This is a genomic window from uncultured Pseudoxanthomonas sp. (assembly GCF_947498795.1).
Taxonomy (GTDB): Bacteria; Pseudomonadota; Gammaproteobacteria; order Xanthomonadales; family Xanthomonadaceae; genus Pseudoxanthomonas_A.
Genome location: NZ_CANMLQ010000001.1, coordinates 291,723 through 304,704 on the forward strand (window position 1 = coordinate 291,723; position 12,982 = coordinate 304,704).

7 protein-coding genes are annotated in these 12,982 nt (G+C 69.3%); 3 read left to right on the forward strand and 4 right to left on the reverse strand.

Annotation, left to right across the window (positions count from 1 at the left end):
- Window positions 1-807: 807 nt before the first annotated feature.
- Window positions 808-1,362 carry a Dps family protein gene (locus Q0907_RS01340; protein WP_296279801.1) on the reverse strand — a complete coding sequence of 185 codons (555 nt, stop codon included), beginning with the start codon at window positions 1,360-1,362 and terminating at the stop codon, window positions 808-810.
- Between the two features lie 89 nt (window positions 1,363-1,451).
- Here Q0907_RS01340 and hrpA point away from each other — a divergent pair, with 89 nt between their 5' ends.
- Window positions 1,452-5,561 (forward strand): ATP-dependent RNA helicase HrpA, encoded by a 4,110-nt coding sequence (gene hrpA / locus Q0907_RS01345; protein WP_299340791.1) that lies wholly within the window; start codon window positions 1,452-1,454, stop codon window positions 5,559-5,561.
- A gap of 23 nt (window positions 5,562-5,584) precedes the next feature.
- Here the strand turns inward: hrpA and Q0907_RS01350 are convergent, their stop codons facing one another.
- Complete coding sequence (locus Q0907_RS01350) at window positions 5,585-6,154, reverse strand: hypothetical protein (RefSeq protein ID WP_299340793.1); 570 nt, start codon at window positions 6,152-6,154, stop codon at window positions 5,585-5,587.
- A gap of 304 nt (window positions 6,155-6,458) precedes the next feature.
- Window positions 6,459-7,007 (reverse strand): hypothetical protein, encoded by a 549-nt coding sequence (locus tag Q0907_RS01355; protein ID WP_299340794.1) that lies wholly within the window; start codon window positions 7,005-7,007, stop codon window positions 6,459-6,461.
- Between the two features lie 71 nt (window positions 7,008-7,078).
- Between Q0907_RS01355 and Q0907_RS01360 the strand changes: the two genes are divergently transcribed.
- Together Q0907_RS01360 and Q0907_RS01365 are read left to right on the forward strand one after the other, a co-directional pair.
- Entirely contained in the window at window positions 7,079-9,235 is a 2,157-nt protein-coding gene (locus Q0907_RS01360; protein ID WP_299340796.1) for a bifunctional (p)ppGpp synthetase/guanosine-3',5'-bis(diphosphate) 3'-pyrophosphohydrolase, read from the forward strand.
- A 17-nt stretch (window positions 9,236-9,252) separates the two neighbouring features.
- Entirely contained in the window at window positions 9,253-10,842 is a 1,590-nt protein-coding gene (locus Q0907_RS01365) for a hypothetical protein (protein WP_299340798.1), read from the forward strand.
- Here the strand turns inward: Q0907_RS01365 and Q0907_RS01370 are convergent.
- Entirely contained in the window at window positions 10,839-12,935 is a 2,097-nt protein-coding gene (locus Q0907_RS01370) for a glycosyltransferase (RefSeq protein ID WP_299340800.1), read from the reverse strand. The two genes, Q0907_RS01365 and Q0907_RS01370, sit on opposite strands and share 4 nt — an antisense overlap.
- Window positions 12,936-12,982 lie beyond the last annotated feature (47 nt).

Sequence of the window (12,982 nt, forward strand, 5' to 3'; positions counted from 1 at the left end):
GTTGGGGTGAGGGGTAACGGAGTCCTTCTCTTCGTGCGGGATTGGTAGCGGCCATTTCCGCAGCAGTTGCTGCTCTTGACGGCTTGCCGGAAGGCGCTTTCCATTTCTTGAATATGGCGCCGCTCGCCGCGGGGGCCCTACTTGTCTTTGCTTGTGCAAAGAAAAGTAGGCAAAAGAAACACACCCCGGCGGTCCGCCCGCCGCTGCGCGGCGGGCGCGCAGTCCCGGCGGGAATTTTCGGACAGGGCATCCTGCCCTGGCCGAAAACGGCGCACGTCCTGTGCGCCGCCCCTGCGGGGTTTTACCCGCCGTGACTGCCGGACCTCAGGGGCCCCGAGAGCCGCAGCTGAAAGATCGACGTGCTTTTTGCCGTTGGTGTTGCCTTCGGGTCCCCATGAGGCACGGCGAGTGGGTCGGGTAAAACCCGAAGGGCGCCGTCATGGATGACGGCGTTTTCGTATGGCACAGGGATGTGCCTTACGAAAATTCCCGACCCAATTGCGAACCCGGAGCGAAGCGCAGGGCGTGCCGCTTGGGGCGTGTTTCTTTGGTTCCTTTCTTTGCACGAGCAAAGAAAGGAACGCCCTCCGCGGCGAGCGGCACCATGCGTCCGAGACAGAAAGCCTCTCCCGCCAGGCCATCGACAGCAGAGCCCATCGCGGATGTGGCAACCGCCAGCGCGGGGCGAAGACATCGACTTCGTTGGTCCTCACCCCAACCCCTCTCCCGCAGGGAGAGGGGCTCAGAAGGGCTCAGACCAAAAACGCCCGGACAAGCCGGGCGTTCTGAGTTTCACTCGGGCATGGCTTACTGCAGCAGCGAGCGCAGCATCCACGCGTACTTCTCGTGCGTCTGCAGACGCTGCGTCAGCAGGTCCTCGGTCGGTGCATCGTCCGCGTCGTCGGCGATGTCCAGCACCTTGCGTGCCGTGCGGCAGACGGCCTCGTTGCCGACCACCAGCTGGCGGACCATTTCGCGCCAGTCGGCGCTGTCGGTCAGCCCCGGCTCTTCCGGGATCGAGGTCAGGCCGACGAATTCGCGGTAGGAGCCCGGTGCATTGAAGCCCAGCGCGCGGATGCGTTCGGCGATCTCGTCCAGCGCCGTCCACTGCTCGGTGTACTGGGTCTCGAACATCGTATGCAGCGAATTGAACATCGCGCCGGTGATGTTCCAGTGGAAATTGTGGGTCTTCAGGTAGAGCGTGTAGCTGTCGGCGAGGAAGCGCGACAGGCCGTCGGCGATCTTCTTGCGTTCGCTGCCGCTGATCCCGATATCGATGTTGGGTGCGGACGGAGCCGAGGCGAGCGGGGCGGTGACGGGTGCGGCCTTGGTCTTGGCGGGCTTGGTCTTCGGCTTGGCCATGCGGATTCTCCTGTGGGTGGGTTGAGGCGGCACAATGGGCACACTAGAACATGTGGCGTGAGCGAAAAGTTTCAACCGTTCCCCGAAGAATGAATACCCCCCGCGATTCCTCTCAACCCCATCCCGACCGTGCCGCCCTCGAGCAGGCACGGCGATCGTTCGACCGTGCCCTGAGCCGCGACCGGGGCCGCCTGCAGGGTCTGTGGTCGCGCTGGCAGGGCAAGCCGGCCGATGCCGGCGCGCGCCAGGCCTTCGAACAGGCGCTGCACGCCTCCGTCGCCGCCCGTGAACGCCGTGGTTCCACGGTACCCGCAGTGACGCTCGACGACAGCCTGCCCATCGCGCGCGAGGGCGAACGCATCGTCGAGCTGATCCGCAACCATCAGGTGGTCGTGATCGCAGGCGAGACCGGCTCGGGCAAGACCACCCAGCTGCCCAAGCTCTGCCTGGCCGCCGGGCGCGGTGTGGCCGGGATGATCGGGTGTACGCAGCCGCGGCGCATCGCCGCGCGTGCGGTGGCGCGCCGCGTGGCCGAGGAACTGAAGACCGAGATCGGCCGTGGGGTCGGCTTCCAGGTGCGCTTCAACGACCAGGTGGGCGACGACACCCACATCAAGTTCATGACCGACGGCATCCTGCTGGCGGAGATAGCCAGCGACCGCTGGCTGTCGGCCTACGACACGATCATCGTCGACGAGGCGCACGAACGCAGCCTCAACATCGATTTCCTGCTCGGCTACCTCAAGCAGCTGCTGCGCAAGCGCCGCGACCTGAAGGTGATCGTCACCTCCGCCACCATCGATACCGCGCGCTTCGCCCGGCACTTCGACGATGCGCCGGTGATCAGCGTGGAAGGGCGCACCTATCCGGTGGAGGTGCGCTACCGCGCGCTGGAGGGCGAGGGCGAGCAGGAGGGGGAGCGCACGGTCAACGACGGGATCGTGGCGGCGGTGGACGAGATCACCCGACAGGACGCGCGCGGCGACGTGCTGGTCTTCCTGCCCGGCGAGCGCGAGATCCGCGACGCGCACCAGGCGCTGGAGCGACGCAAGTACAGGAATACCGAGGTATTGCCGCTGTATGCGCGCCTGTCCAACCAGGACCAGGACCGCGTTTTCAACCCGGGTCCGAACCGGCGCATCGTGCTGGCGACCAACGTCGCCGAGACCTCGCTGACGGTGCCGCGCATCCGCTACGTCGTCGATCCCGGGTTCGCGCGCGTCAAGCGTTACAGCCCGCGCAACAAGCTCGACCGCCTGCACATCGAACCGGTCTCGCAGGCCAGCGCCAACCAGCGCAAGGGCCGCTGCGGACGCATCGCCGAAGGCATCTGCTATCGCCTCTACGCCGAAGCCGATTTCCAGTCGCGCGCCGAGTTCACCGATCCGGAGATCCGCCGCTCCAGCCTGGCCGGCGTGATCCTGCGCATGCTGCAGCTGGGACTGGGACGGATCGAGGATTTTCCGTTCCTGGAGGCGCCCGACGAGCGCGCGGTCGCCGACGGCTGGCAGCAGCTGGTCGAGCTCGGCGCCATCGACGGCGAGCGGCGCATGACCGCCATCGGCAGGCAGATGGCGCGCCTGCCGGTGGACGTGAAGCTGGCGCGCATGCTGGTGGCGGCGCAGGCCGCCGGCTGCCTGCGGCCGATGCTGGTGATTGCCTCGTTCCTGGGCATCCAGGATCCGCGCGAGCGTCCGGCCGATGCGCGCGGCGCGGCCGACACCGCGCACGCGCAGTTCGCCGATGGCCGGTCCGAGTTCGTCGGCGTGCTGCGCCTGTGGGATGCGTACCGGCAGGCGCACGAAGATCTCACCCAGTCCAAGCTGCGCGACTGGTGCGGTCGCCACTTCCTCGGTTTCCTGCGCATGCGCGAATGGCGCGAGCTGCACCGCCAGCTGCGCCTGCTGTGCGAGGAGCTGGGGTGGAAGGAAGAGGCCGTCGAGGCGTCGATGGCGCCGCTGCTCGCCGGCAGCAGCGCGCCGCCGGTCGCGCGCGACGACGCGGCGGCCGCGAAGGCCACGCGCGGCCAGCTGCATCGCGCCGCGCGCCTGGCGCGCGAAGGCAAGCCCGACGCGCCGTTGGCGCCGGTTGCCGCCGGGGTGCTGAAGGAGCCGGCGCACAGCGGTGGGGGCTTCAGTGAGCGCGTGCGGGCCGGCGCCTACCAGACCCTGCATCGCGCGCTGGTGGCCGGCCTGCCCACGCAGATCGGCCATCGCACCGACAAGGGCGATTTCCAGGCGCCACGCCAGCGCCGCTTCCTGCCATTCCCGGCCTCGCCGCTGTCGAAACGGCCGCCGCCGTGGCTGCTGGCGGCCAACCTGCTGGACACGCAGAAGGTCTGGGGCATGACGTTGGCCGCGATCGAACCGGACTGGGTGATCGCCGAACTGCCGCACCTGCTGCTGCGCAAGCATTTCGATCCGCACTGGTCGCGCGCGCAGGGGCAGGTGCTGGCGTCGGAGCAGATCAGCCTGTTCGGGCTGGTGCTGGCACCGAAAAAGCCGGTGCACTACGGCCGCATCGCACCGGGCGAAGCGCACGACCTCTTCGTGCGCCAGGGCCTCGTGACCGGCGAGATCAACACGCGCGCCTCCTTCGTTGCCGACAACCTGAAGACGCTCGAACAGGCGCGCGAGGAAGAAGCGAAACTCCGGCGTGCGGGACTGGTCGCCGACGAGGACTGGCAGGCGCGCTGGTACCTGGATCGCGTGCCATCGGAGCTCCACTCCGCCGCCGGCCTCGATGCGTGGTGGAAAGCGCTGCCGGCCGACAAGCGGCGAGCGCTGCACTGGTCGCTGGCCGACCTGTTGCCGGGCGAGGGCAGCGAGGAAGATCGCTACCCAAAATACTTCGCGCTCGGCGATGCCCGCCTGCCGCTGCAGTACCGGTTCGAGCCCGGTGCCGCCGACGACGGCGTGACGCTGGAGGTGCCGCTGCACCTGCTCAACGCGCTGGATCCCGCGCGGCTTTCCTGGCTCGCCCCGGGCTTCGTGGCCGACAAGGCGGCCGGGTTGATCCGCAGCCTGCCCAAGGCCATGCGGCGCAACTACGTGCCGGCACCGGATTTCGGTCGCGCGTTCTTCGAGGCGTTCGCAAAGCCGACCGCCGATGACATCCGCGGCGAACTGGCGCGCTTCCTGTCGCGTGCGACGGGCGTGGCGGTGGGTGCGCTCGACTTCGACGAGGCCGCGCTAGAGCCGCACCTGCGCATGAACCTGCGCCTGCGCGAGGATCCCCGTGGGGGTGGCGAGGGCAAGGTGCTGGCAGAATCGCGCGATCTCGACGCGCTGCGTGCGCGCTTCGGCGCGAAGGCGGGGCAGGCGTTCGCCGCGCGTGCGGGTCGTGCGATGGCCGCTAGCGGGCTGCGCGATTTCCCCGCGCAACCGATTCCGCAGGACGTTCCTGGCGAAGCGGGCGTGCCCGCCTATCCGGCGCTGCGCGACGACGGCGATAGCGTCGCGTTGCAGGTGTTCGCCGATCGCGCCGAGGCGGATGCGTCGCACCCGCGGGGCGTCCGTCGCTTGCTGGACATCGCCCTGGCCGACAAGGTGAAGCAGGCACGCAAGCAATTGCCCGTGTCGCCCAAGACGGGCCTGCTGTATGCGGCCATCGAGTCGCAGGAACGCCTGCGCGGCGACATCGTCGATGCGGCGATGAATGCGCTGCTGGCGGAAGGGTTGGCGACGATCCGTGACCGCGCCGCGTTCGAACAACGGCGCGAAGATGCCGGCAAGCGCCTGTTCGGCGAGGCCATGGCGCGGCTGGAGCTGGCCGAGGCCATCCTGTCGGCGGTAGCGGAACTGAAGCCCCAGCTCGACGCGCCGTTGATGGGATGGGCGCGGGGCAACCTCGATGACCTGCGCATGCAACTCGCGGCGCTGGTACGCCCCGGGTTCCTGCGCGAGACGCCGGCCGACGCACTGGCGCAACTGCCGCGCTACCTGAAGGCGATGGCCTTGCGTGCGGAGCGGGCCAAGCGCGATCCCGCGAAGGACCAGGCCCGGATGCTGGAGCTCAAGCCGTTCGCCGATGCCCTGGCGCAGGCAACGCAGGAAGGGGTTGCGGCATCGCCCGCCTGGCAGGCGTTGCGCTGGGATCTGGAGGAGCTGCGGGTGTCGGTGTTCGCCCAGGAACTGGGCGCTAGGAGCGCCATCTCGCAGAAGAAGCTAGCGCAGCGCCTGCAGGCCTTGCGCGGATAAGTCGCCTCGCCGGCACGAGACCGTCAGGGCGTCCCGTCGGACGCCATCCGGTTGCGCACAATCTGGCCGAGCTTCTCGGTCGCGATGCGATCGACAGCGGGAGGAAAAAGCACGAGATGCCCTTCCTGCCGCTTCTCCGACAGTGCCGCCAGTAGACCAAGTCGCTGCGGCTTCATCGGCGAAGCCGACGCCAGATGCTGCGAATCCTTCGCGACCCGCGCGCCTTCGATGCCGACGACCCAGAAAAGACGTGGCTCGCCGCCGTCGTCAGGCACCCAGAATCCGCCACGCAGCAGGTTCATTTGTTTGCCTGCGTTGCCGCGGTAGAACGCCGCATCCGGACCCAGATAGAAAACGCCGCCGCCAGCAGCCACGGTGGCGACGTAATCGCCGGCACGCAAGCCCATTTCCATGTCGGGCACGGCCCAACTGGTCGAGCGCTCATCGAAACGGATCTGTTCCGCCAGCATGATCGTCACCGGATTCTCCACCGGGACCAGGGCCGAAGGCTTGAACACGAGTGGCCTGTCCGCGCGACCGGCCATCGCCGGGAGCGCCAGGGTGAGCAAGGCGAAAAAGACGAGCGTCACCAAGACGCTCGGGCGCGCGCGCGCCTCAGTCTTGCATCGCCCGGCGAACCGTCTTCTGGGCGCCGTGGACGTCCGACGCGTCCCACGCCTTTCCCCTCCCAGGATGGGTGCCGATGTGCTGGCCCGTGCCTCGTTTCCGCCCTGTTGCGAAATCTCCATATGTCTCACCTGTATGCCATCAGCTTCCGATCGTTGTCTTGGGCGCCGGAAGCATGGATGGCTCACTGGAACGCATTGCCCGGATCTAGGCTGGAAGCGCCGGGGACGATGCGCGCACAGCACGCCACGTTCCGGTGTGCGGGCGGCATTACTTGACGCGGCGCACCTTGGCGGCCGTGTTGTAACCATCGATGCGGAGGAACCAGTTGTTGAACAGGCCCGGCTTGATCGTCACCGCCGGGTTCGTCTTGCGTACGCCCTGCAGGCTGGCGGACTCGATCTGCTCCCACACCTGGCCATTGGCCAGCGTATAGCGCTTACCTTCGGCGAAGCCCTTGAACTCCCCCTCCAGCGTGCTCTTGATCGGCTCGTCGGAGCCGAAATCGAAAAAGCCGCGGTTCTCCTGCTCCACCTGCTTGCGCGTGTCCGCCTTGGCCTGGGTGACCGCCACCTGGGTCTCCTGCCGCACCTGCTCGACAGCGCGTGCGGTTTCGGTACCCACCTTGCGCGTGAGCCATGCGCTCAGCGTCGCCAGTTCGGCATCGCTCAGCTTGTCGAGGCCGGCGGCCTTGAATTCCTCTGCGCTCATCGATTCGCGCAGGTTGCCGAAGCGCGCGTCGGATGCGGCGTCCTGCGCGAAGGCGAGCAGCGGCGCGCTCGCCAGTACCAGGGATAGAAACAAGCGGCTCATCTTCATGGTTGTTCCTGCGGTCGACTGGCCGTTAGTGTAGTCATTCCGGCGACGCTCGGTCGCCTCTCCGTACGTCCATGGTTCCCCCCGCCCACGACATCGCGACGCTGCTGCGACGGCCGGCCCTGCAAGCGCTGCCTGCCCCGTTGCGCCGCGCGCTCGCCGATGCGGCGACGGCGGCCGGTGCGCAGGACGGCATGCCCGATGCCATCGGGGTGCTGGACGACACGCTGGATACGCTGGCCATGCTCGGCGCCGACGGCGACGTCATCCTGGCGGCGCTGCTGCACGGGGCGCCGGGGCTGCAGGCGGCCGTCGGCCGTGCGGCGGGTGCGCAGGTGCCCGGCCTGGCCGACCTGCTGGAAGGGCAGGTGGCCGCGGCGCAGGTCTGGGCACTGCATGCGGAGCAGACCCGAGGCGCCAGCACCGAAGGCTTGCGCCGCCTGCTGCTGGCCATCGTGCGCGACCTGCGCGTGGTCACCATCCTGCTCGCCCGCCAGCTCGCCCGCATGCGGGCCGCGGGCGCCCTGCCCGAATCCGATCGCCAGGCACTGGCGCGGCTGACCCGCGACATCCATGCGCCGCTGGCCAATCGCCTGGGCATCTGGCAACTGAAGTGGGAGTTGGAGGACCTGGCGTTCCGGTACCTGCAGCCGCAGGTCTACAAGCAGATCGCCACGCAACTGGACGAAAAGCGCGTCGGCCGCGAGCGCTACATCGGTGCCGTCATCGATGCGTTGCGGGCGGCGCTCGCCGACCACGGGATCCACGCCGACATCAGTGGCCGGCCGAAGCACATCTACAGCATCTGGCGGAAGATGCAGCGCAAGCAGGTCGGCTTCGACGAGCTCTACGACCTGCGCGCGGTCCGCATCGCCGTGGAAGATGTCGCCGCGTGCTACGCCGCGCTGGGCATCGTGCATGCGTTGTGGGTGCCGATCCCCAGTGAGTTCGACGACTACATCGCGCGCCCGAAGGCCAACGACTACCGGTCGTTGCATACCGCCGTGGTCGGCCCCGAGGGGCGCACGCTGGAAGTGCAGATCCGCACGCACGAGATGCATGCGCAGGCCGAGCTGGGCGTGGCCGCGCACTGGAAGTACAAGGAAGGCAAGGCCGGCGGCGATGCCTTCGACCGCAAGATCGCCTGGATGCGCCGGCTGCTGGACGGAGCGGCCGAAGGCGCGGGCGGCGACGGCGCACTGGCGGGGGAGCTGGACGCCGAACTGGTCGAGGACCGGGTGTACGCGCTGACGCCGAAAGGCGAAGTGGTCGACCTGCCGCAGGGGGGCACGGTGCTGGATTTCGCGTACCACGTGCACACGATGGTGGGTCACCGCACGCGCGGCGCCAAGGTCAACGGCCGCATCGTGCCGCTCAACCATGTGCTGCGCAGCGGCGACCGCGTGGAGATCCTGACATCGAAGGAGCCCGGACCGCGCCGCGACTGGTTGCTGCAGGCCAATGGATTCCTCGCCAGCGGACGTTCGCGCGACAAGGTGCGTGCGTGGTTCCACAAGCTCGATCGCGCCCGCAACCTGCAGGCCGGGCGCGAGTTGCTGGAAAAGGAGCTGAAGCGCCTGGGCCTGCACCATGCCGACCTGACGGGAGCGGCGAAGAAGTTCCATGCCGACAACGTGGACGAGCTCTACATCCAGGTGGCACTGGGCGATGTGGGCCCGCACCAGGTGGGTCGCGCGTTACATGAAGAACAGCGTGCGCCCGCGGAGCCGGAGGGTTCCTCGCTGCCGGTGTTGCGGCCTCCGCGCAGGGTCGCCAGGCCCGGCAAGTCGAAATTCACCGTGCAGGGCGTCGGCAACCTGCTGGTACAGCTCGCCCGCTGCTGCCAGCCGGTACCGGGCGAGCCGATCGCGGGTTACCTGACCCGCGTGCGTGGCGTCACCGTGCACCGCACCGACTGCGCGGCGTTCGCCCGGCTGGCGGCCACGAGCCCGCAGCGCGTATTGCCGGTGGAGTGGGGCCAGGCAGGCGGCGGTTACGAAGTGGACGTGCAGGTCACCGCGCTGGACCGCAAGTGGCTGCTCAAGGACATCACCACGCTGATCGCGCAGGAAGAAGCCAACGTGCTGGACATCAACAGCCAGGGCAACCGCGCGAATGGCCGCGTCCACCTTCGCCTGCGCCTGAAGGTCGCCGACTTCGGCCAGCTGTCGACGCTGCTCGGGAAGCTGGATGCGCTGCCCGGGGTGGAAGACGCACGACGTTCAGGCTGAGTGGGTATGCTGCGGGCGTGACCCGCGAAGACCACCACGACGCCGGGCGAAGCCGACGCATCGAACCGCACATCGACTGGGCGCGCGTTGACGCATCCGTGCCGCCTTCGCGGCGTACCCCGGTGCCGGCGTGGCGCGACCGGCGGTACTGGCGCTGGGTGGTGGGCATCGTGCTCGCCCTGGCGGTGGCGCTGGTGGCGCTGCGCCAGCCGCTGGCCGACCTGCTGTGGCCCGAGACCGGCGTCCAGTCCCTGCTGGACCAGGCGGACGAGGCGCTGCAGGCCGGCCGCCTGGATGCCGCCGACGGGACGGGCGCGCGACAGCTGTACGAGGCAGCCCAGGCGATGGACAACGACCGCACCGAAGCGGCCGATGGCCTGCGTCGCGTCGCGGAAGCGGCACTTCGCGCGGCGGATTCGGCCCTGCAGCGCCACCGGTTCGACGAAGCGCGCGTGCACCTGGCGCTCGCACGCGATCTCCACGTGCCGCGGCCGGACGCGGACGCGTTCGCCGCCAGGCTGCGCGCCCGGGAAGCGGCGCATGCCGGCGTCGATGGACTGCTTGCGGCCGCGGCGCGTGCGCACGCGGACAAGCGCCTGTCGGAAGGCGATGACGCGGCGTTGCCGCTGTACCAGCGCGTGCTCGCGCTGCAGCCCACGCGCCTCGAAGCCCTGGAGGGTCGGGAGGACGCGCTGTCCGACCTGTTGCAGGAAGCAGGACAGCGGCTGCAGCGGGGTGAATTGGGCGAGGCGGCCAGCAGGATCGCGGCGGCGCGCACCTTCGATCCTGGACACGTCGATCTTCCACAGGCGGAAGCCGCGCTGGCGGCGGCGGTGGATGCACGACGCCGTGCGGGTGCACGGGACCTGGCGCGCGGGCGCTTGTCGGCGGCGCGATCGGCCTATGAAGCCGTGGTGGCGGCCGTGCCGGATGACGCGGCGGCGCAGCAGGGGCTCGAGCAGACGGGCATTGCCCATGCTCGGCAGGCTGAACGCGAAGCGGGCGACTTCGATTTCATGCAGGCGGAACGCGAACTCGCGCTTGCGCGCACACTGGCGCCGCAGTCGTCGCGGGTGGTACAGGCGGAGCAGTCTGTCGCCCGTGCCCGCGAAGCTCAGCAGCGTCAGGGCGCTGCGCCGTCGCTTGCGCCACGCGAGCGCGACCGGCGTGTCCAGGCGCTGCTGGAGCGCATGGCACAAGCCGAAGCGCAGGGGCAGTGGCTGACCCCACCCGGCGACAGTGCGTACGACACGTTGCGTGCGGCACAGGCGCTCGCGCCGGACAACGCTGCCGTGAAACAGGCGGCGCTGCGCCTGCTCCCCGCCGTCCGTACCTGCTATGAAGACGAACTGCGCGCCAACCGCGTCCGGCGCGCACAGGCCTGCCTGCAGGCGTGGCAGACCTTGCAGCCGCGGGATGCCGCACTGGCGGATGCGCGCCGTCGCCTGGCGGAAAAATGGATTGCCGTGGGAACGGAGCGGCTGGGGATGGGGGACGTGGCGTTCGCCGCCCAGGCGTTGCAGGAGGCGCGGCGCCTGGACGGTGCGCTCGCCGGGCTGGACGATTTCGACGCGCGCGTGCGGACGGCGCAGGCGGCCACGCCCTAGCGCTGGAAGATGCGCCGTACCGTGTCGCGCGCGGCGTCCAGCGAGAAGTGGCGCGCGATGTTGTCGCGGCCATGTTCGGAGAGCGTCCCCCAGAGTTCGGCATCGTCGTACAGCCGCAGCACGGCCTCGGCGAACGCGTCCGCGTCATCCGCCACCAGCACGTCGTGCCCGTGGGTCAGGTGCATGCCTTCGATCGCGCACGAGGTCGCCACCACCGGCTGGCCGTGCGCCATGCTCAGGTTGACCTTGCCCTTCACGCCGGCACCGAAGCGCAGCGGCGCCAGGGCGATGCGCGCGCCGTCCATGTAGCAGCCGATGTCGGCGACATGCCCGTGCACCAGGATGCCCGGTTGCACCTGCAGCGCCCGCACGTCCGCCGGTGGTGCCATCCCGATGCAATGGAAGCGGATGTCGGGTCGCCGCGCCTGGATGCGCGGGAAGATCTCGCGCCCGAACCACAACACCGCATCGACATTGGGCGGATGGCGGAAGCCGCCGACGAAGACCAGGTCCTTGCGCTGCCCGAAGGGCAGCCCGGTGTCCGCCAGTTCGTGCAGGTTCGGCAGGACCTCGACCTCGGTGGCGGGCAACAGGGTGGACAGCAACTCGCGCTCGGCCGGACTGACGACCAGCGTGGCATCCGCCTGCCGCATCAGCGCGAGTTCGCGATCGCGCGTTCGCTCGGCGGCGCGTCGCAGACCGGCGTCGCCGGACAATTCGGCACCGCGCAGTTCGCGCAGGAAGTGCAGGTCGACGGTGTCGAACACCACGCGCGCCTGCGGGGCGAAACGCCGCACCAGCGGGAGGAACTCGGCGGCCACGTAGTGGCGGGACAGCATCACCACGTCGAAGCGCGGGCCATGTTCGCGCAACCATGCCGAGGGCCGTGTCGCGAACGGCGCGTGCCACGCTTCCACGCCGTGTCGCCGCAAGCGTGCCGTATCGCCCTCGACCTGGCGCAGGTCGGCAGGCAGGAACACCACGTGGACGCCCTCGTCGACCAGCATGCGCATCAGATTGACGAGGCGCAGCGAAGCGGAATCGTGGTGCGGGCGCGGAGTTTCCGCATCGATGATCAGGACCTGGCGGCGCGGACGCACGACCGAGCCGGCGCTCGGCAGGCTGCCGGCACGTGGCTGCTGCACCAGCGCGTCCTTCCACTTCGCCGCGAACACGCCGCGGTTGCGTACCTGGTAGGCCTTCGTTCCACTGCCGGTGTCCGTGCCGGAGGTGACGCCCTCCAGATGGACGACCCGCGACGCGGGCTGGCAGACGACGCGCAGGCCGTACGCGCGCACGGCGAAGGCGAGGTCGGTGTCCTCGTAATAGGCCGGCGAGTAGCGCGTGTCGAATCCGCCGAGCGCGTGGAACAGTCGCGCGGGAATCGCGATGGCGGCACCGGAGCAGTAGTCCGCGTCGCGCAGGCTCGCATAGCGCGGATCGTCGGGAGAGTCGAAGCGGCCATAGTTCCAGGCCGATCCATCGTCGAACACGACGCCGCCGGCTTCCTGCAGGCGTCCGTCCGGATACACCAGCTGCGCGCCCACCAGGCCGATGCCCGCCTGCGTGTCGAATGTGGCGAGCAGCGCATCCAGCCATCCCGGCTGCGGGATGGTGTCGTTGTTGAGGAACACCAGGCAATCGCCCGTGGCCAGCGCGGCGCCGTCGTTGCACGCGGCGATGAAGCCGCCATTGGCGCTGCGGCGGTGATAGCGCAGGCCGGCGACCTGCGGCATCCATTCGCCCGTATCGTCGGTGGAACCGTCGTCCACCACGATGATCTCGCAGGATGCGGCCGGCGGATGGTCCGCCAGCGCGCGCAGGCAGGCCAGCGTGCAGGCCGCCTGGTTGTAGACGGGGATGATGATGCTGGCGCGCGGCGCTTGGCCGGCCGGCACGGCGAACGGCGCGAAGGGTAGGTCGGCGGGGAGGTAGAGCGGGGTGGAGATCGGCGGGACGTGGCGCGCGAACTGCCGTCGCACGCGCGCCCAGGTGGGTCCCAGGCCACGCGTGCGCAGGCTGGCAAGACCGCGCCGGACCAGGCCACGCGCGCGTTCCAGCATGAAGCGCACGTCGGCCCACGACATCGACATTCCGTTGCAACTCCAGCTGAGCAGGGGGGAAGCGGGCCGGGCGCACC